This is a genomic window from Pseudomonas sp. S1_G07 (assembly GCF_054668565.1).
On record NZ_CP162778.1, the window covers coordinates 3589848 to 3607293 of the forward strand.

The window sequence follows — 17446 nt, forward strand, 5'->3', positions numbered from 1 at the left end:
TGTTTATCAGTCTAAAAATATCTATATGTAGTGCCTGGAGCCCGGAAAATGCAAAACACGCTCACCCCGCTGGTCAGCACCCGCCTGCACAAACGCGACGGCACGCTCGTCCCCTTCGACGCCGAGAAAATCCGTCAGGCGCTGATCGCCGCCGGCACCGCAACCGGCGAGTACCAGGAGGCCGACGTCGACCTGTTATTGGGTGCCGTCCTCGCCCGACTGAGGGGCATCGAACAGCTGGACGTCGAGCAGATCCAGGACAGCGTCGAACGCGTGCTGATGGATGCCGGCTACTTCCTGTCGATGCGCGCCTATATCGTCTACCGCGAACAGCACGGCCGCCTGCGCCGCGACCGCAAGACCCTGGTGGAAGTCGCCACCTCGATGAACGAATACCTCGACCGCGAAGACTGGCGCGTGCAGGCCAATGCCAACCAGGGCTATTCCCTGGGTGGGCTGGTGTTGAATGTCTCGGGCAAGGTCACCGCCAACTATTGGCTCGATGAGGTCTACAGCCAGCAGATCGGCCGCGCACACCGGGAGGCGGACCTGCATATCCACGACCTCGACATGCTCGCCGGTTACTGTGCCGGCTGGTCGCTGCGCTCGCTGCTGCACGAAGGCCTCAATGGCGTGCCGGGTCGCGTGGAAGCCGGGCCGCCCAAGCACTTGAGCAGTGCCCTGGGGCAGATGGTCAACTTCCTCGGCACCCTGCAGAACGAATGGGCCGGCGCCCAGGCGTTCAGCTCGTTCGACACCTACCTGGCGCCCTATGTGCGCAAGGACCAACTGAGCTACGCCGAAGTGCGCCAGGCGGTGCAGGAGTTCATCTACAACCTCAACGTGCCGTCGCGCTGGGGCACCCAGACGCCGTTCACCAACCTGACCTTCGATTGGGTCTGCCCGGAAGACTTGCGCGAGCAGGTGCCGGTGATCGGTGGCGAGGAAATGCCGTTCGCCTACGGCGACCTGCAGGCCGAAATGGAGCTGCTCAACCGCGCCTATATCGAAGTGATGCAGGCCGGCGATGCCAAAGGGCGGGTGTTCACCTTTCCGATTCCCACCTACAACATCACCCACGATTTCCCCTGGGACAGCGACAACGCCGACCGCCTGTTCGAGATGACCGCGCGCTATGGCTTGCCGTATTTCCAGAACTTCCTCAACTCGGACATGCAGCCCAACCAGGTGCGCTCCATGTGCTGTCGCCTGCAACTGGACGTGCGCGAGCTGCTCAAGCGCGGTGGCGGCCTGTTCGGCTCGGCGGAACAGACTGGCAGCCTGGGGGTGGTGACAATCAACTGCGCGCGCCTGGGTTATCTGTTCAAGGGCGACACCAGCGGTTTGCTGCAACGCCTGGACAGCCTGATGGACATGGCCATGGAAAGCCTGGAGGTCAAGCGCAAGGTGATCCAGCACCATATGGACGCCGGCCTCTACCCCTACACCAAGCGTTACCTGGGCACCTTGCGCAACCACTTCTCCACCATCGGCCTCAATGGCATGCACGAGATGCTGCGCAACTTCAGTGGCGACGAGCAGGGCATGCACACCCCGGACGGTCGCGCGTTCGCCCTCAAGTTGCTCGACCATGTCCGTGCCACGTTGCTGCGCTTTCAGGAAGAAACCGGCCACCTCTACAACCTTGAGGCCACGCCGGCCGAAGGCACCACCTACCGCTTCGCCAAGGAAGACCGCAAGCGTTACCCGGACATCCTGCAGGCCGGCAGCGTGGATGCGCCGTACTACACCAACTCGTCGCAGTTGCCGGTGGGGTTTACCGACGACCCCTTCGAAGCCCTGGAGCTGCAGGACGAGCTGCAATGCAAATACACCGGCGGCACCGTGCTGCACCTGTACATGGCCGAGCAGATTTCCTCGGCCCAGGCCTGCAAACAGCTGGTACGCAAGGCATTGGGACGTTTCCGCCTGCCGTACCTGACGGTGACCCCGACCTTTTCCATCTGCCCGGTGCACGGCTACCTGGCCGGTGAACATGAGTTCTGTCCCAAGTGCGATGAAGTCCTGGCACTGGCCGCTGCGCGATAACGCGTTTTTCCAACCCGCAAGGAGATTCACCATGCAAACATCCCAGCCACAACGTCAGCGCTGCGAAGTCTGGACCCGGGTGATGGGTTACCACCGGCCTGTGTCGGCGTTCAACCCCGGCAAACAATCCGAGCACAAGGAGCGTGTGCACTTTACGGAAAGTGCCGCCGTGGCCGCGCGCCAATGAGTCGAGCGCTGCGGGTCGGGGGCCTGGTGCCCCTGACCACCCTTGACTACCCCGGCATGCTCGCCTGCGTGCTGTTTTGCCAGGGCTGTGCCTGGCGCTGCCGTTATTGCCACAACCCGGACCTGATCCCACCGCGCGGTAGCTCGGAGGTGGATTGGCGCCGGGTGTTGCTGTTTCTGCAACGGCGCCAGGACTTGCTCGACGCCGTGGTGTTCAGTGGCGGCGAACCGACTTTGCAGGAAGGCTTGCCGGCAGCCATGGACGAAGTGCGCGGCATGGGCTTTCGCATTGGCCTGCACAGCGCCGGGATCAAGCCGGCCGGTTTTGCCAACGCGCTGTGCCATGCCGATTGGGTCGGTTTTGATGTGAAAGCGCTGGCCGAAGACTGCCAGTCGATCACCCAGGTCAAGGGCAGTGGCGCCGCCAACTGGCGCAGCCTCGACACCTTGCTGGCCAGTGGCGTGGAGTACGAATGCCGCACCACGGTGCATTGGCACCTGATCGATCCAGCCCGCCTGCTGCTGCTGGCCCAACGTTTGCAAGCCGGTGGTGTGACGCGCTTCGCCGTGCAGCTGGTGCGCACGGCCAGCATGCTCGATCCGCAATTGGCGAGCGCGCCGGTACAGGCAGCGCTGCCTGAGCTATGGGGCCGTATGCGGGAATTATTCCCCGCGTTTGTATTGCGAGGGTGACCACCACCCTCCCTAGGATTTTTATAGATGCTGCCCCTGTCGGGCAGGCTTTCATCAGGGATATCAGAATGAAGCAATTAACCACGGCTCAACGCATTGTCATCGGTTTCGCGATTGCGCCGCTGGCTCTGGTCGGTTTGGTGTTTTACGCCCTGCACGACCTGGCGACGCTCAAGCAGCAATCCGAACAGATCGTGCAGCAGGACTGGCCAAAGATCGCGCCGATCATGGTGATCGCCACGGGTGTGCGCGATAACGGGCGCAACACCCGCGATTTGTTGATCGACCAGGACAACCAACAGGCGCAGGCCTCCATCGGTACCACGCGCGAGCGCATCACTCAGGCGTTTGCCACCCTGGAACCGCTGCTCGACACCGCCGAAGGCAAGGCCGCCTACTCCCGCTTGAAGACCCATCGCGAAGCCTACGTGGCGGCCTTTACCCAAGTGCAGGCGCTGATCCGGCAGGGCGCCCGCGAGCAGGGCCTGGCCCAGCTCAAGCAGCAGGTCATGCCGGCCGAACTGGAAGTGTTCAAGAGCCTGGATGCGTTGATGGCCATGCAAGGGCGCCTGTTCGCCGAGCGTGAGCAGGCCGCGCAAACCCTGTATGACGAAGCGCGCCGCAACATGCTCGGGCTGTTGGTATTGTGCCTGGCGCTGGTGGTGACGGCGGCGGTGATCGTCACGCGCAGCGTCACGCGGCCACTGGGGGGCGAGCCGGACGAAGTGGCGCGGGTGTTGAGCCATATCGCCGAGGGCGACCTCACCCTCGAAGTGCCATTGGGCAACAGTGCCGAGGGCAGCGTCATGCGCAACCTGCACCGAATGCAGCAGAGCCTTAACCAGATGGTCCGGCATATCGCCACCTCGGTGGAGGGCGTTGCCAGCTCGTCGGAAGAATTGAGTGCGGTCAGCAGCCAGACCAGCAACAGCTTGCAGTTGCAGGGCCAGGAAATCGAACAGGCCGCCACTGCGGTCAATGAAATGACCGCCGCCGTCGACGAAGTGGCGCGCAATGCCGTGAGCACCAGTGAAGCTTCACGCCTGTCGGAACAGACCGCCCAGCGCGGGCAAGCGCAGGTGCAGGAAACCGTGGCCTCGATCAATGCCCTGGCCACTGGCGTGGTGGAAACCTCTGAGCGCATCCAGCAACTGGCCGGCCGTGTGCAGGACATCAGCGGTGTGCTCGAAGTGATCCGCAGCATCGCCGAGCAGACCAACCTGCTGGCGTTGAACGCCGCCATCGAAGCTGCCCGCGCCGGGGATGCCGGGCGCGGCTTTGCGGTGGTCGCCGATGAAGTACGCGCGCTGGCCCATCGCACCCAAGTCTCGACCCAGGAGATCGAGCAGATGATTGGCAATATCCGCCAGGACACCGAACATGCCGTGGCGGCCATGCACAGCAGCAGTGAACGGGTGCAGGCGACCTTGGGCGTGGCGCAACGTTCGGGGCAGGCGCTGGAGGAAATCACGCGGTCTATTTCGCAGATCAACGAGCGCAATATGATGATTGCCAGCGCCACCGAAGAGCAGGCGCTGGTGGCGCGGGAGGTGGATCGGAATTTGGTGGGGATTCGTCATGTGTCCCAGCAGGTATTGCAGGGCGCGTTGCACACGGAGACCGCGGGGCAGGATCTGGCGGGGATGGCGGCGATGCTGCACCAGACGGTGGCGCGGTTCAAGGTTTAGGTGGGGGCCGGAATGCCGGCCAGCTTGCCTGCGGTGGCGGTGTGTCAGGCGAGTATTTTGTTAGATCAGACGGGGTACATATCCGTTACTGCGGTAACGGCGGCTATTGGTTCCGCCCTTACGGCGGGTCACTTTTGGCAAACGCCCCAAAAGTAACCAAAAGGGCTTGCCCCACCACTCGGCACCTCGCCCAGGCTCGGTGTGCCCGAAATCCGACATTGATTTGGAGGGCCGCCGCCACGCGCCATCCATGGCGCGGGGCGGCTAAACCGGCATCCCTGCCGGTTTACCCCCCAAATCAATATCGAATTGCGGCCAGCGTGGTTTAACGGGGCGCCTGAGATCAAAAGCAAGAGCGGCTCGCTTCGCATCGCGGGCAAGCCCTAATGCCAGTCAGTTAAGAGATATAACGAGCAAACAGTAACCTGTGGCGAGCGGGCTTGTCCCGCGTTGGGGTGCGACTATTCGACAAGCCCGCTCACCACAAAGAGACAACGAATAGGTACTCAATCAACCCAGCCCCAAAACTGCAACCACCATCCAAGTCCCACCACGCTATTGCTCAGCAGCACGCACAACCAGGCAACCCGGCGCGATTGCACCCCATCCAGTTGCCGCCACCCCAACCACAAACACCAGCCGATTGCCGCGATCAACAGCCCTGCCCGAACCGGCTGCACCCAAGCCAGCACCCACCCCTCGTACCGCAACAACTTCACTGTGGTCGCCGACAACCCCAGGAACAGCCCTGCACCACCCAGGGGCGTCAGGGTCAGTACCAGGGGCCGAAACAGTGCGGGCTCGCCGGTCACGCGCGCAGCCAGGCGCATCAGCAACCAACATGCGCCACCCAGTACCAGTGCGCTAGCGCCCAAATACAGCACGATGCAAAAGCCATCCAGCCAACTGAAGCTGTCATTGAGCTGCGGGTAATGGGCGAGCAGCCACCAGGGCGCGTTGTCCTGCAATGGCCATTGCCAGTCATGACCCACCAGCCATTCGGCCAGGCGCTGCTTTAGGGCGATAAACCACGGGCTGACGGTCCATTGGAACGCGCCCATGGCCAGGCCGATCACACCAAACAGCAGCAGGCGCGCATCCCACGGCGAGCCGGGTTGGCGCGGTGCCTGGAGGATCTCCTGGTTGCAGGAGCGGGCGATCAGTTGTACCGCGCCGCGTTGCCCGCTGCAGCGGCCGCAGGCGTGGCAGTCGCTGGCGCCTTGCAGGCGGCGGACGTCCAACAGGGGCGCGCAGTTGGGCAACGGCAGGCGCGGCGCGCTGTTGGCTTTCCAGCGTTGTTCGTCCACCGCGAAGTGCACCGGCGCCAGGCGGGCGAGCAGGGCGAAGACGCCGCTGACCGGGCACAGGTAACGGCACCACACGCGCTTGCCGCGCACGAACAGCAGGCCGACCACCACGGCGGCCAGCGTCGAGCCGCCGAGGATCAGCAAGGCGGCCTGGGCGTAGTCGTACACGCTGATCAGTTGGCCGTAGAGGGTGGTGAGGCAAAAGCCCAGGGTCGGCCAGCCACCCCAGCGCAGCCAGCGTGGAATACCCAGGCCACGTCCGTGCTGGCTGGCCCATTCGCTCAATGCACCTTCCGGGCACAGCACGCCGCACCACAGGCGCCCGAACAGCAGCATCGAGAGCAACACGAATGGCCACCAGATGCCCCAGAAGATGAATTGCGCGAGCAACGTCAGGTTGTTCAGCAGGCGTGCCTGGCTCCCCGGCAATGGCAGCAACGCCGGCAGCACCAGCAGCAGCGCGTACACCAGCACCACCACCCATTGCACGGCGCGGATCAGCCGGGCATGGCGGCGCATGCCGTCGCCCAGTTGCCGCAGCCAGCTCATGCCGGGTGCCGGGCGCGGCGCAGGCTGCTGCCCACCAGCAGCCAGTAGCCGAGCAACACCGCCAGGGTGACCAGGCTCGGTGCCGCGCGGTAGCCGACAAAATCGGCGAGCAATGCGCCCAGCCCGTGGCTGTCGCTGAGCAGGGCGCTGCTGTCCCAACGGCTGTCGCCCACGGCGCTGTAGACCCACTCGGGCATGTCCATGGCCAGCAGTTGCCCGCTGATACGGTCCACGGCCGCCACCAGCAAGGCGCCGCCCAACAGCAACAAGAGCGCTTCGCTGACGGCAAAAAAACGCGGCCATGAGATAAAGCGCCGACTGCTGCGCAACAGCATCACGGTGAGCCCGGCCAGCACCAGGCCGAGCGCGCCGCCGACAGCGAACAAGCCCAGCGCCGCGTCATGCAGGCGCGCGCCGGCACCATAGAGGAACACCACGGTTTCGCTGCCTTCGCGGCTGACCGCCAACAGCGCCAGCAACAGCACCCCCCAACCGCCCTGATGGGCCAGGCGCCGGTCGGCGTCACGGACCAGGGTGTGTTTGAGGGTGGGCGCGTTGCGGTGCATCCACACCACCATCTGCACGATCAGGCCGCTGGCTATCAAGGTCATCGCCGCTTGCAGCCATTCGCCCCCGGCACCGGTCATGGCCTCGCCGGCCCACAGCATCAGCCCGGCCAGGCCCGCCGAACACAGCAACCCCAGCAGCACCCCGGCCCACAGGAAGCGTGCCAGGCGTAAGTGGGGACCTTGGCGGCTGATCCAGGCCTGCAGGATACCGATCACCAACAGCGCCTCGACGCTTTCGCGCCACACAATAAACATCGCTTGATTCATCAACGGCTCCGCGGGCTATTGGGCAAGGATGCTGCCTTCGGGCAGCTGGGGGTTGAACTCGTCGAAGAACGGGTACAGCCCCGGTTGAAGCGGGTGGATCACCACGAAGGTGGTCACCCCGGGGGACAGTACTTTCTCCACGCGCAATGGCGTGCTTTCGAATTCAGCGGGGCCCTGGCCACTGTTCTTGAGCACGATCTTGAAACGCTCGCCGGCCTTGACCAGCAGTTGCGGCGGCGTGAAATGGCCGTCCTTAAGGCTCAGCTCATAGGTGGGCAACGGCGCCGCCAACACCGCGCCGCTGAACAGTAAACCGCCCGACAGCAGGGCACGGCGCATCAGTAGCCGCCTTTTTTACCGATGCCGGCGTAGACGAATTCGTAGTGCACGTCGCAGCGTTCGAACCAGGGGGCGACGCCGGTTTCCTTGTCGGTGTGGCGACCTAATGAGTGGTGGCCGGTCGGCGGCAGTACGCTGAAGGTCAGGGTGTATTTGCCGGGCCCCTGCAGCTTGACGTTGTCGCCGTAGTGCGGGCCGTCGTTGGCGACCATGGCGTGGAAGTCGCCGGTGATCGGTGTGTCGCTGCCTTGTTTTTTCAGCGAGAACGACAGGTTCAGGTAGGGCACGAAGCTGCCTTCCTGAAAGCCTTGGGCGTTGTCCGCCGTGGCGCGGACATCGGCCTCCAGGTGCACGTCGGAATCGGCGGTGGCGCGCATCATGCCAGTGGGGGCCATCTCGATCGGTTGCAGGTACACCGCGCCGATTTCCAGGCCGGGACACCGTTGCGGTTCGCCGATGGGATATTCCTTGGCGAATACCGCCGAGGTCGACAGCAGCAGGGCGAGAGGCAATAACGAAAGAGTACGCATGGAGGCTTCCTGACGGGTGAGGGGAAAGGACCCGAGTCTAGGAAGGTTTGCCGCAAACAATAATGATTCTTGTCAAGTCTGGAGGATATTTCATCTTTGCCAGGCTTGATGCGGGTCAAGGTCGACCGCGCATGCCCGAGGTAGGGTGTGAACATCGCCCGCCGGTAAGGAGCCCTTCGTCATGGCCAAGCCTTTTCCGCTGCACCCCAAGCACCCCGAACGCATCTGTTGGGGTTGTGATCGTTATTGCGGCGCCACCGAGCTGGCCTGCGGCAACGGTGCGGATCGCACCATGCACCCGGCGGAGATGATCGGCGATGACTGGTATGAACACGGTGATTGGGGGCTGGCGCCTGAGCCACCGAGTTCGGATACGCCGACCCCTGGCTGAGTGGTGCGGTTGTGCGGGGTTTCTTGTGGTTGCCTGATTCATCGAGCACACCGGGGCCGTTGCAACGACGGCCCCGGTGCCGCGTCCATCAGGCTGCCATGGCCTTGGCCGTCATGGTTTTTTTATACGTGGCTTTCATGTCTTCCATTTGCGCCCCGAGCTCTTCCAATACCGCTTTGCCCAGCAGTTTTTTTGCCTGCGGGAACATCTCGGTTTCCTCTTCTTCGATGTGATGCTCCAGCAGTTCCTTGACCACTTTTACCCGGCCGGAAAACTCGGTGCTGGACGGCTCGGTCTGCTTCAGGTCGGGCAGTACCAGGGCGTCGACGGTGCGGTGTTCTTCCTTGGCCTCGTGGTACATGATGTCCTGCTCCTTGCCGCCGGCCTTGCGGAAGGCCGGGTAGAGAATCTCTTCCTCGAGCTTGGTGTGCAGGCTGATTTCCATCTCCAGCTTGGCCAGCAATTCAGTGCGTTTTTTCACGCCGCGCTCGGTGGACTCGCTCAGTTGGGTCAGCAGCGCTTTAACTCGTTCATGGTCAGCTTTGAGAAGGTCGATGGCATTCATGGTGGAACCTCACGGATAGCGTTCGGGCGCGTCGAAGTGCGCGCCTCGTCCGGTAGGCTGTTGCATCAGTTGTACCAACCTGCGCGCGTTGGAAAAAACCTTTTAAATCAGGTAGTTGTATCTGTTATGGGAGCGCGCCGATCGTGCAGCTTGCATGGTTGGGCGATACGCCCATTGCATTCCACCGTGCGACTTGGGCCGCCAGGCACTTGAAGCCTATCCCGCGTTTGGCGCACATCCGATGGAACCCTGGGGTTGAATGCTTGACCTAAGCCATAGACCTCAGGAGGTGAATCATGCAATTAGAATATATCTGGATCGGTTTGGCCGTGGTCGTACTGCTGTTGGAGTTGTGGGCGATCAATGTCGTGTTGCGCAGCACCAGTGGCTGGGAAACCAAGGGGCTGTGGCTGGTGGTGCTGATCTTCGTGCCGGTGCTGGGGCTGATCGCCTGGGCGATGTTCGGGCCCAAGCGCGAAGGGGGGCAGTACCGTAAAAGCTGAGGCGTGAAGCCATCAGCAAACAGGCGCCCCGTGGGGCGCCTGTTTACGTTCAGGGCCAGGCCTATCAGCCGGCAAGGGCCTTGGCGATCGCCTCGTTGAACGCCGGTAGGTCATCCGGTGTGCGCGAGGTGATCAGGGTCCAGCCATTGGCGGTGCATACCTTGACCGGTGTGTCGACCCAACCGGCAGCGCCGGCGTTTTCCAGGTCGATGCGCACGCTTTTGTACGAGGTCAGGGTCTTGCCCTTGATCACGCCCGCGTCGATCAGCGTCCAAGGGCCATGACAGATGGCCGCGATGGTCTTGCCGGCTGCGGCGAAGTCCTTGATCAAGCGCAGTGCCGCCGCGTCCTGACGCAGGGTGTCAGCGTTGACGGTACCGCCGGGAATCACCAGCGCGTCAAAATCGTTGCTCAGGACATCCGACAACTGCACGTCGGATTCCACGGTCTTGTCCTTTTCCGTATCGCCGACGAAGGTCTGAGTGGTACCGCCCTTGCTGGAACCGTGAGTCACCGTCGCGCCCAAACCGCGCAGCGCTTCCAGGGGCTTGACCAGTTCGTCGCGCTCGATGCCGGTGTTGGACGTGATGATGAGGATGTTCTTGCCGCTGAGTTGTGAACTCATGGTCGAGGTCTCCTGTGTGGGGGATGGATTACTTGGCGTATTGGCTTTGCAGGTCCTTGGCCATCTGCAAGTGTTTTTCCAGGGTTGGCAGCGTCTCGCTGGCGAAGGCCTTCAGCTCGGCGTTGTCCGAGGAGGCAGCTTCTTTCTTGAACAGCTCGACGGTTTTTTCGTGGGCGACCACCTGGTTGTTGGCGTAGGCCTTGTCGAACGATTCGTCGCGCATTTCGAGGATGGCTTTCTTGGCCTTGTCGGTCAGGGCCGCGTCATCCGGCACCTCGATATCCAGTTTTTTCGCCAGCGCCATCAGCGCCTGGTTGGCCTTGGTGTGGTCGGTGACCATGTGCTGGGCGAAGGTTTTCACCTGCGCCGAGCTGCTTTTTTCCAGGGCCAGTTTGCCGGCCTCGACTTCGGTGATACCGCCCTGGATGGCGGTGTCGACAAAGTCATTGGACGTGGCAGCCATGGCGGTTGAAATCGAGCCTGCGAGCAGTGCGACGGTCAAGCCCATGTGTTTGATCAGCAGCGTAGTCATGGTGGATCTCCTTGAAAGTGGCGAATGCCAGTACCTGACTGTTGAGCCGGGGCTCGAGCAAAAGGTTTAATTTTTTTAGCACCGATTGCGCCCGGCAATTTCCTTGAACTATCGAAATACCCAAGGCTCTGCTGCATAAGGACGCGCCGTTTACGTGCCGTCATTTGCCCGGAGATAGACCGTGACCGATCACAAGACTGCCGATAAAACCCCCGACCCCATCAGCTCGCAGAACGCCCAGAAAGGGGCGGACAACGCTGCCAGAAGCCAACCGCTGGAGCGCCCGAATCCAAGCACAGAAGCCGTCGACAAAGTACTCACGCCCACGTCGATCAAGGACACTGAGCGCCAGACCGATGCGATCAACGAACAGGCCGCCAAGACTGAACGCAAACTGGGTCACTGAGCATGGCGCGCTCCATTACCGCCGCCGAATTGGCCATCGAGCTCAAGCCCAACGATGACAGCAGCCTGTTCAAGTGGTTTATCGCCAGCTTCCTGATGGGCAAACGCATCCAGGCACCCATCGCCGCGCAGGCGTACAAGGTGATCGTGCAAGAGGAGGGGCGCGATACTGCGCGCAAGTTGCAGCACTGCACATCACGAGAACTGGTGGCGATGCTGGGGCGCGCCCATTACGTGCGCTACGACGAAACCACCGCGCAGCGCCTGCTGGATCTGAGTGCCAAATTGAATGCCGAGTATGGGGGCAAGATTACCCGGATCCGTGACGCCAGTACGGACCGCCAGGGGTTTGAGAAGCGCTTGGCCGAGTTCGACGGCGTGGGGCCCAAGACCATCGAGATTTTCATGCGCGATGCCGCGACGGTGCTGTTTTGACCGCAGCGCTGTACGTCGGGTGTGCGGGCTGGAGCCTGCCGCGCGAGTACTGGCCAGCGTTCAGCGGCGAAGGCACGCAATTGCAGCGTTACGCTTCGCGCTTCAATGCAGTGGAAATCAACAGCTCGTTTTATCGACCTCACCAGCCAAAGACCTATGCGCGCTGGGGGGCGTGCGTGCCGCCGACGTTTCGTTTTTCGGTGAAGGTGCCCAAGCGCATCACGCATGAGCTGCGCTTGCAGCAGTGTGAGGTTGCGCTGGATGAGTTTCTCGAACAGTGCCTGCAAATGCGTGACCGTCTTGGCTGCCTGCTGGTGCAATTGCCCCCATCGCTGAGCTATTCGCCTGGCCTTGCCAAGGCATTTTTCACCGCGCTGCGCCAACGCTTTGCCGGCAATGTGGTGCTTGAGCCGCGGCACGCCAGCTGGCTGGCGGCCGAGACGCTGCTGCAGGATCTGCGTATAGGAAGGGTTGCGGCCGACCCGGCGGTAATCGAGGCCGGCGATACCTGTGCAGGGTGGCAAGGCGTGCGCTACTGGCGCTTGCATGGTTCGCCGCGCATCTATCACAGCGCCTATGGGCCTGAACGCGTGCAAGCATTCGCACGCCTGTTGCGCCAATCCGTCGAACGGGGCATTCCCAGTTGGTGCATATTCGACAACACGGCCAGCGGCTATGCGTGGGCCGACGCTCTGTATCTACTCGACATCGACCCGCAGCACCTCCAACCCTAACTGTTCATACGCCTCCACATTCGGCACATGCCATTCGGTAATCAGCGTATGGATACGGCTGCACGGCGCCACCACAAACGGCTCCACCGCGCCGAGTTTGTCCGCCAGGGTCACGGCCACTACCTGGGATGCGCTGTCGAGCAACGCCTGCTTGACCGCCACTTCGTCAAAATGCAGCGAGCTGATGCCCACCTGTGGATGCAAGGCGCACACACCGGTAAAGAGCAGGTCGGCCTTGACGCTCTGGATCAGGCGCACGGCTTCCTGGCCCCCGGTCGACAGGGTCACCGGGTTGAGTTGGCCACCGGCCAGAATCACTTTCACATCGGGATGGTCGGCCAGGGCGATGGCGATCATTGGCGAGGCCGTGACCACGGTCAGGCGGATCGAGCGTGGTAATGATTGGGCGATCTGCAAGGTGGTCGAACCGGAGTCGAACAGTACGATCTGGCCGTCTTCCACACGCTCCGCCGCCAGTCGCGCGAGGCGGCGCTTGGCCTCATTGGTCTGGCCGACGCGGGTAAAAAAGTCTTTGCCGGTGTCTTTGGGGCGCGGCAGGGCGCCACCGTGAACCCGCTGCAACAGGCCTGCAGCGGCGAGCTCGCCAAGGTCGCGGCGGATGGTGTCCGCAGACACGGCAAAGTGCTCCACCAGCTCGGAGGCGGTGACTTTGCCGTCGCGTTCCAGCAGCAGCAAAATCTTCTGTTTGCGCAAGGAGGGCAGGTCGATGGGGTGATGGGTGTCGTGCATGTTTGTGCGCTTTATTGCGGGTTTGTGCAAGATTAGTCGTCCGCCGAGCTGAACGCAATGGCTGGTTGCTGACTCTCCGGTCATCCGCATTTATAGGGCTTGGGCGCGAGGGGTGGCGCTGTGGGGCGATAACGATACAGGCCATGTGATCGCAAGGTATTGCTGCCCAAGACCTTTCCCGAAAGCATTTGCGAGCAAAAAAAACCGGCAAAAAGTAAAAAGAGTTGTCCACGAAAACCGTGGGTATCTCTGTGGATAACTTTGCCAACGCCCGGCTGGCTTGGCGGTTTAACCTGAGATCAATATTTGATCAACCTGTGGTTTGGCCCAGTATGGGCTGGGTTTGCGCTTGACAGGCATGCGCCGACCCAGTGCCGAAAAGTGTTTTCACGAGTCGCCGTTGCGGCTTGTGGAGTGCTTGACAACCTGGGTCGGCATCCTGGCCTGCATCAGGTGGTCGAGTGCCTGGCGATAGCTGCGCCCGGCCAGGCTCATGCTGTTGTTATGGCTGGCGCCGGGCACCAATAACAGGCGCTTGGGTTCCTGGGCGGCGTCGAACAGTTGCTGGCTGAAACGCGGTGGCACGTAGCGGTCGTCGAGGCCATGCACCACCAGCAACGGCATCTGGATATCGGCAATCTTGCCGAGGGAATCGAACTTCTGCGACAGCAGCCAGCGTACAGGCAATGAGGTATTGGCCACCGCCGCCGCCACGTCCGCCAGGGAGGTAAAGGTCGATTCGATCACCAGCCCACGGACCGGCAGCGGGGTTTGCCGGCCCAGTTCCGCAGCCAGGTCAATGGCTACCGCGCCACCCAGCGAGTGCCCGTAGATCAGGCGCTTGCCGGGGTCCGGTTGCAGTACCTGGAAGCGTTCCCAGGCGATACGGGCGTCTTCGTACACGCTGGTCTCCGACGGCAGGTCGCCGTGGCTTTGGCCGAAACCGCGATAGTCGATGGCCAGTACCGAGAAGCCCAGCGCGTGCAATTGCTCGATGCGAAACAACTGCCCGGTAAGGTTCCAGCGCACGCCATGCAGGTAGAGGATCGACGGGGCGTCCGGGTTGCTGGCCGGGTACCACCAGCCATGGATATTTTGCCCCGACTTGAAACGGGCAGGCCTGAGTTCGAACTCCTGCACCGCCTCGGGCAAGCCGCTGTACCAACTGGCGGTACCGGGCTCGATGCGAAACACCAACTCGCGCTCCTTGTGCTGCAGCACGCTGCAACCCACCGGCAGGCCAACGACCAATAGCAGCATGCACAGCAGGGGAAACCAGCGCAGGCTCAAGCGCGAGAGAAAACGAGAGGGCATGGACGTTCCAAGGCAAAGGTGAAGCCGCGTTTTAACAGAATGGCCGGCACCGGCAGGCATTAATTCGACAACCGTGCACGGGGATTGCTTGCAAAGTGTTACAGCATTGAACAACCCATGCAGGGATTGTTAGGGTAGGCGGCCGCGTATCAACCCGATCGCGCCTTTGAGCTGACACCTGACCATGCACGACAGTCCCGTTCGCATCACCGCTGAAGAGACCCTCTCGGACAACTGGTACCTGCTGAAGAAATACAGCTTCGACCTGCATCGCCGCGACGGCAGTTGGCAGGCCCAGACCCGCGAGGTGTACGACCGTGGCAACGGAGCGACGATCCTGCTGTACAACCGCGAACAGCGCACGGTGTTGCTGATCCGCCAGTTTCGTATGCCCACGTTCGTCAATGGCTATCACGGTTACCTGATCGAAGCGGCGGCGGGTTTGCTCGACAACGCCAGCCCTGAAGCACGCATCCGCCTGGAAGCGGAGGAGGAGACGGGCTATCGCGTAGCCCATGTGCAGCAGATCTACGCGGCGTTCATGAGCCCTGGCTCGGTGACTGAGCGTATTCACTTTTTTATCGGTGAATATCAACCTGGCGATCGCGTCGGCGGCGGTGGTGGCCTGGAAGCAGAGGGTGAGGATATCGAGGTGCTGGAGTTGGGCTTTGAGCAGGCGCTGGCGATGGTGCAACGCGGTGAGATTGTCGATGGCAAGACGATCATGCTGTTGCAGCATCTGGAGTTGCGGATGCTGAAGGAGGGCTGGTGAGCCTTGCAGTGACGCGTTCCTCAGGTTCTTTGTCGAACGCCAGGAAGTCACGGAGCATTCAAGCGCTGGCCCGCAGGTTGGCGGACACAGCGTTGAACTCGAAGTAAGCGACTACTGAGGCAGAGACTTCATTGATACAAACGAGGTGGCCAGGTTCCGATAGATGAGTTGGTCATTGGCGTCTTCGTCGCCATCGCCATCGGCATCTATGACACCTTCTATCTTGGTATAGCGACCCAGGGAGTCAGGGTTGGTCGCGGTCACGACATCGTCCGGCTTATGTATCTCGGTATTGCCTGGTTTGAAGTGCAATATCTCGACAGCTGTTTTTGAACCCTGCTTGAATCTTATCAGTATGCGCGCGAAGAGCTTCTTGCTATCCATGCTGCTCAAGGTGAGCAAGTCGGTCACAAGCTTGGCGGCCATTTCATAGTAGGAGGCGTCATCCTCGTCACTGTCATTGTCGCCATCGACATCTTCCGGCTTGCTGATAGCGTAATACTTTCCGTCGTTATTGTACGAAGACAAGGTAACGGTGTAGTCAGGATTCTGGAGATTGTCGTTTTCATCCTTGAGGCGCGATATCTGGACTTCTTGATGCTCATCGTCGCCGAACACTTCTTTGAACTCATAGAGTAGTTTCATCGAATTAGCTCCTTGCAGCAGAAGAGAACCTTCGTCTGTGAAATTAATCCGGTGAAGTTGATCGGTCTACTGTCAGGGTTGACAGGTGGACAGGCGTCCAGTGACGCCACCGCACTAAAGGCGCCGCAGAAAGGATTTGACGATGTGGCGCGTGACGTCGGTGGTGTCCAGTTGATCCACGGCGCCATAGGCGTGCCATTGGCAGTCGACGATTTCGTTGCACGGACGCGCTTCGGCGATATTCACCACCGAGGCTTCGAACACATGGTGCAGGGTGTCGCGGGCCTTCAATTCCTGTAAATACAGCAGCCCATCCACGTTCAACCCGGTTTCTTCTTCCAGTTCGCGCTCGGCGGCGCCGACCGGGCGCTCGTCACGTTCGACCTTGCCACCTGGCAATGCCCATTTTGATCTGGCCTTGCGCACGAAGAGAATATGCCCCTCGTGTTCGCAAATGACCGTTGCGCGTATTTTCATGGTGTGTGCCCTGTAGCGGTATGACTGTCATAAAAGTGTAATGCAATTGTCATGCTAAGTGGTTATGGCGCGCGGCCGTGGGTATGTGGATACTGCCCGACTGATGAAAACGCAGGAGCAAAATAGATGAGCACCGTACGTTGGGGCATGATCGGTTGTGGCAGTGTCACTGAGTTAAAGAGTGGACCCGCCTTCTACAAAGCGCCAGGTTCGGCTCTGGTGGCTGTGATGGGGCGCCGTGAAGCAGCCGTGCGCGATTATGCGACACGTCACGGCATTGCCCGCTTCCATACCGATGTCCAGGCGCTGATCAACGATCCCGAAGTGGATGCCGTGTACATCGCCACACCGCCGGACAGCCACTTGAAATACAGCCTGATGGTGGCGCAGGCCGGCAAGCATTGCTGCGTCGAGAAGCCCATGTCACTGAATGCCGAGCAGAGCGCATTGATGCAGCGCACCTTCGAACGGGCCGGGTTGCACCTGTTTGTCTCCTACTATCGGCGTTCGCTGCCACGCTTCCAGCAAGTGCGCGATTGGCTGCGGGACGGGCGCATCGGCGAGTTGCGCCAGCTCACCTGGACCCTGTGCAAGCCGCCGGGTGCCGAAGATGCCAGCGCCGCCAACTGGCGCACCGACCCGTCGATCGCCGGTGGAGGTTACTTTGCCGACCTGGCCAGCCATGGCTTTGACCTGTTCCAGTACCTGGCCGGGGACATTGTCGAAGTCTCGGGTTTTACCGCGCGCCAGGCCGGGCGCTATGCCGCCGAGGATGCGGTAACGGCCTGCTGGACCTTCAGCTCGGGCGCGCTGGGCATGGGCTGCTGGAACTTTGTCGCCGACCGCCGCGAGGACGTGGTCGAGTTGATCGGCAGTCGCGGGCGGATCCAGTTTTCGGTCTTCGAAGACCAGCCGCTGCGCCTTGAAGGCGAAACCAGCGAAGTGCTGGAAGTGCCGTGCCATGCGCATATCCAATGGCACCACGTGCTGGCCATGAACGCGCATATCCGCGGCGAGGCCGAGCATCCCTCACTGGCGATCGAGGCGCTGAAGACCGATCGGATCCTGGATAAGGTGTTGCAACGTAACCCCTATTACCCCGCGTAGCCGCCATAGACTTC

22 protein-coding genes are annotated in these 17446 nt (G+C 61.6%); 11 read left to right on the forward strand and 11 right to left on the reverse strand.

Annotation, left to right across the window (positions count from 1 at the left end):
* Window positions 1–48: 48 nt before the first annotated feature.
* From AB4O05_RS16495 to AB4O05_RS16510, 4 genes are all read left to right on the forward strand, one after another.
* Window positions 49–2049, forward strand: a complete 2001-nt coding sequence (locus AB4O05_RS16495) for a ribonucleoside triphosphate reductase (RefSeq protein WP_460136570.1) — start codon at window positions 49–51, stop codon at window positions 2047–2049.
* Between the two features lie 31 nt (window positions 2050–2080).
* Window positions 2081–2236, forward strand: a complete 156-nt coding sequence (gene nrdD, locus AB4O05_RS16500; protein ID WP_460136569.1) for an anaerobic ribonucleoside-triphosphate reductase — start codon at window positions 2081–2083, stop codon at window positions 2234–2236.
* Complete coding sequence (locus AB4O05_RS16505; RefSeq protein WP_460136568.1) at window positions 2233–2928, forward strand: anaerobic ribonucleoside-triphosphate reductase activating protein; 696 nt, start codon at window positions 2233–2235, stop codon at window positions 2926–2928. The genes nrdD and AB4O05_RS16505 overlap by 4 nt, the downstream gene beginning before the upstream one ends.
* A gap of 68 nt (window positions 2929–2996) precedes the next feature.
* Window positions 2997–4616 carry a methyl-accepting chemotaxis protein gene (locus tag AB4O05_RS16510; protein WP_460136567.1) on the forward strand — a complete coding sequence of 540 codons (1620 nt, stop codon included), beginning with the start codon at window positions 2997–2999 and terminating at the stop codon, window positions 4614–4616.
* Between the two features lie 506 nt (window positions 4617–5122).
* Here AB4O05_RS16510 and AB4O05_RS16515 read toward each other — a convergent pair.
* Genes AB4O05_RS16515 through AB4O05_RS16530 form a run of 4 tightly spaced genes read right to left on the reverse strand, consistent with a single transcriptional unit; the run spans window position 5123 to window position 8177 of the window.
* A complete protein-coding gene (locus AB4O05_RS16515; protein WP_460136566.1) occupies window positions 5123–6472 on the reverse strand; it encodes a 4Fe-4S binding protein in 1350 nt (449 codons plus the stop codon).
* On the reverse strand, window positions 6469–7308 hold the full coding sequence (locus tag AB4O05_RS16520; RefSeq protein WP_460136565.1) for an FTR1 family iron permease: 840 nt from the start codon (window positions 7306–7308) through the stop codon (window positions 6469–6471). The genes AB4O05_RS16515 and AB4O05_RS16520 overlap by 4 nt, the downstream gene beginning before the upstream one ends.
* A gap of 15 nt (window positions 7309–7323) precedes the next feature.
* The gene (locus tag AB4O05_RS16525; RefSeq protein ID WP_460136564.1) at window positions 7324–7647 is read right to left on the reverse strand and encodes a cupredoxin domain-containing protein; all 324 of its coding nucleotides are present in this window, start codon (window positions 7645–7647) and stop codon (window positions 7324–7326) included.
* On the reverse strand, window positions 7647–8177 hold the full coding sequence (locus tag AB4O05_RS16530; protein WP_460136563.1) for an iron transporter: 531 nt from the start codon (window positions 8175–8177) through the stop codon (window positions 7647–7649). Before AB4O05_RS16530 ends, AB4O05_RS16525 begins: the two co-directional genes overlap by 1 nt.
* Before the next feature lie 181 nt (window positions 8178–8358).
* Between AB4O05_RS16530 and AB4O05_RS16535 the strand changes: the two genes are divergently transcribed.
* Entirely contained in the window at window positions 8359–8568 is a 210-nt protein-coding gene (locus AB4O05_RS16535) for a DUF3079 domain-containing protein (protein ID WP_460136562.1), read from the forward strand.
* An 88-nt stretch (window positions 8569–8656) separates the two neighbouring features.
* Here AB4O05_RS16535 and AB4O05_RS16540 read toward each other — a convergent pair whose 3' ends face one another.
* Window positions 8657–9133, reverse strand: coding sequence for a hemerythrin domain-containing protein (locus tag AB4O05_RS16540; protein WP_460136561.1), 477 nt, complete (start codon window positions 9131–9133; stop codon window positions 8657–8659).
* A 296-nt stretch (window positions 9134–9429) separates the two neighbouring features.
* Here AB4O05_RS16540 and AB4O05_RS16545 point away from each other — a divergent pair, with 296 nt between their 5' ends.
* Window positions 9430–9636: a PLD nuclease N-terminal domain-containing protein gene (locus AB4O05_RS16545; RefSeq protein ID WP_460136560.1), complete on the forward strand. Its 207-nt coding sequence runs from the start codon at window positions 9430–9432 to the stop codon at window positions 9634–9636.
* Between the two features lie 64 nt (window positions 9637–9700).
* Here the strand turns inward: AB4O05_RS16545 and AB4O05_RS16550 are convergent, their stop codons facing one another.
* The gene (locus AB4O05_RS16550) at window positions 9701–10261 is read right to left on the reverse strand and encodes a type 1 glutamine amidotransferase domain-containing protein (RefSeq protein WP_460136559.1); all 561 of its coding nucleotides are present in this window, start codon (window positions 10259–10261) and stop codon (window positions 9701–9703) included.
* A 28-nt stretch (window positions 10262–10289) separates the two neighbouring features.
* On the reverse strand, window positions 10290–10793 hold the full coding sequence (locus AB4O05_RS16555) for a DUF4142 domain-containing protein (RefSeq protein WP_460136558.1): 504 nt from the start codon (window positions 10791–10793) through the stop codon (window positions 10290–10292).
* Between the two features lie 181 nt (window positions 10794–10974).
* On the opposite strand from AB4O05_RS16555, the gene AB4O05_RS16560 reads away from it, so the two are divergent.
* Genes AB4O05_RS16560 through AB4O05_RS16570 form a run of 3 tightly spaced genes read left to right on the forward strand, consistent with a single transcriptional unit; the run spans window position 10975 to window position 12367 of the window.
* A complete protein-coding gene (locus AB4O05_RS16560) occupies window positions 10975–11199 on the forward strand; it encodes a hypothetical protein (RefSeq protein WP_460136557.1) in 225 nt (74 codons plus the stop codon).
* Window positions 11200–11201: 2 nt separating this feature from the next.
* Complete coding sequence (locus AB4O05_RS16565) at window positions 11202–11633, forward strand: DNA methylase (RefSeq protein WP_460136556.1); 432 nt, start codon at window positions 11202–11204, stop codon at window positions 11631–11633.
* Window positions 11630–12367, forward strand: a complete 738-nt coding sequence (locus AB4O05_RS16570; protein ID WP_460136555.1) for a DUF72 domain-containing protein — start codon at window positions 11630–11632, stop codon at window positions 12365–12367. Before AB4O05_RS16565 ends, AB4O05_RS16570 begins: the two co-directional genes overlap by 4 nt.
* Here AB4O05_RS16570 and AB4O05_RS16575 read toward each other — a convergent pair.
* Both AB4O05_RS16575 and AB4O05_RS16580 read right to left on the reverse strand, forming a co-directional pair.
* Window positions 12332–13117, reverse strand: coding sequence for a DeoR/GlpR family DNA-binding transcription regulator (locus AB4O05_RS16575; RefSeq protein ID WP_460136554.1), 786 nt, complete (start codon window positions 13115–13117; stop codon window positions 12332–12334). The genes AB4O05_RS16570 and AB4O05_RS16575 overlap by 36 nt on opposite strands.
* Before the next feature lie 387 nt (window positions 13118–13504).
* Window positions 13505–14431, reverse strand: a complete 927-nt coding sequence (locus tag AB4O05_RS16580; RefSeq protein ID WP_460136553.1) for an alpha/beta hydrolase — start codon at window positions 14429–14431, stop codon at window positions 13505–13507.
* A gap of 184 nt (window positions 14432–14615) precedes the next feature.
* On the opposite strand from AB4O05_RS16580, the gene AB4O05_RS16585 reads away from it, so the two are divergent.
* Complete coding sequence (locus AB4O05_RS16585; RefSeq protein WP_460136552.1) at window positions 14616–15203, forward strand: NUDIX domain-containing protein; 588 nt, start codon at window positions 14616–14618, stop codon at window positions 15201–15203.
* A 111-nt stretch (window positions 15204–15314) separates the two neighbouring features.
* On the opposite strand, the gene AB4O05_RS16590 is transcribed toward AB4O05_RS16585, so the two are convergent.
* On the reverse strand, window positions 15315–15848 hold the full coding sequence (locus AB4O05_RS16590; protein WP_460136551.1) for a hypothetical protein: 534 nt from the start codon (window positions 15846–15848) through the stop codon (window positions 15315–15317).
* A 114-nt stretch (window positions 15849–15962) separates the two neighbouring features.
* On the reverse strand, window positions 15963–16325 hold the full coding sequence (locus AB4O05_RS16595; protein WP_460136550.1) for an NUDIX hydrolase: 363 nt from the start codon (window positions 16323–16325) through the stop codon (window positions 15963–15965).
* Window positions 16326–16451: 126 nt separating this feature from the next.
* On the opposite strand from AB4O05_RS16595, the gene AB4O05_RS16600 reads away from it, so the two are divergent.
* Window positions 16452–17432, forward strand: a complete 981-nt coding sequence (locus AB4O05_RS16600) for a Gfo/Idh/MocA family protein (protein ID WP_460136549.1) — start codon at window positions 16452–16454, stop codon at window positions 17430–17432.
* Window positions 17433–17446 lie beyond the last annotated feature (14 nt).

Excerpts from the sequence above, each read along its gene's own strand:
- AB4O05_RS16495 (WP_460136570.1), top strand. The coding sequence starts at position 49 with ATGCAAAACACGCTCACCCCGCTGGTCAGCACCCGCCTGCACAAACGC.
- nrdD (WP_460136569.1), top strand. The coding sequence starts at position 2,081 with ATGCAAACATCCCAGCCACAACGTCAGCGCTGCGAAGTCTGGACCCGG.
- AB4O05_RS16505 (WP_460136568.1), top strand. The coding sequence starts at position 2,233 with ATGAGTCGAGCGCTGCGGGTCGGGGGCCTGGTGCCCCTGACCACCCTT.
- AB4O05_RS16510 (WP_460136567.1), top strand. The coding sequence starts at position 2,997 with ATGAAGCAATTAACCACGGCTCAACGCATTGTCATCGGTTTCGCGATT.
- AB4O05_RS16515 (WP_460136566.1), bottom strand. The coding sequence starts at position 6,472 with ATGAGCTGGCTGCGGCAACTGGGCGACGGCATGCGCCGCCATGCCCGG.
- AB4O05_RS16520 (WP_460136565.1), bottom strand. The coding sequence starts at position 7,308 with ATGAATCAAGCGATGTTTATTGTGTGGCGCGAAAGCGTCGAGGCGCTG.
- AB4O05_RS16525 (WP_460136564.1), bottom strand. The coding sequence starts at position 7,647 with ATGCGCCGTGCCCTGCTGTCGGGCGGTTTACTGTTCAGCGGCGCGGTG.
- AB4O05_RS16530 (WP_460136563.1), bottom strand. The coding sequence starts at position 8,177 with ATGCGTACTCTTTCGTTATTGCCTCTCGCCCTGCTGCTGTCGACCTCG.
- AB4O05_RS16535 (WP_460136562.1), top strand. The coding sequence starts at position 8,359 with ATGGCCAAGCCTTTTCCGCTGCACCCCAAGCACCCCGAACGCATCTGT.
- AB4O05_RS16540 (WP_460136561.1), bottom strand. The coding sequence starts at position 9,133 with ATGAATGCCATCGACCTTCTCAAAGCTGACCATGAACGAGTTAAAGCG.
- AB4O05_RS16545 (WP_460136560.1), top strand. The coding sequence starts at position 9,430 with ATGCAATTAGAATATATCTGGATCGGTTTGGCCGTGGTCGTACTGCTG.
- AB4O05_RS16550 (WP_460136559.1), bottom strand. The coding sequence starts at position 10,261 with ATGAGTTCACAACTCAGCGGCAAGAACATCCTCATCATCACGTCCAAC.
- AB4O05_RS16555 (WP_460136558.1), bottom strand. The coding sequence starts at position 10,793 with ATGACTACGCTGCTGATCAAACACATGGGCTTGACCGTCGCACTGCTC.
- AB4O05_RS16565 (WP_460136556.1), top strand. The coding sequence starts at position 11,202 with ATGGCGCGCTCCATTACCGCCGCCGAATTGGCCATCGAGCTCAAGCCC.
- AB4O05_RS16575 (WP_460136554.1), bottom strand. The coding sequence starts at position 13,117 with ATGCACGACACCCATCACCCCATCGACCTGCCCTCCTTGCGCAAACAG.
- AB4O05_RS16580 (WP_460136553.1), bottom strand. The coding sequence starts at position 14,431 with ATGCCCTCTCGTTTTCTCTCGCGCTTGAGCCTGCGCTGGTTTCCCCTG.
- AB4O05_RS16585 (WP_460136552.1), top strand. The coding sequence starts at position 14,616 with ATGCACGACAGTCCCGTTCGCATCACCGCTGAAGAGACCCTCTCGGAC.
- AB4O05_RS16590 (WP_460136551.1), bottom strand. The coding sequence starts at position 15,848 with ATGAAACTACTCTATGAGTTCAAAGAAGTGTTCGGCGACGATGAGCAT.
- AB4O05_RS16595 (WP_460136550.1), bottom strand. The coding sequence starts at position 16,325 with ATGAAAATACGCGCAACGGTCATTTGCGAACACGAGGGGCATATTCTC.
- AB4O05_RS16600 (WP_460136549.1), top strand. The coding sequence starts at position 16,452 with ATGAGCACCGTACGTTGGGGCATGATCGGTTGTGGCAGTGTCACTGAG.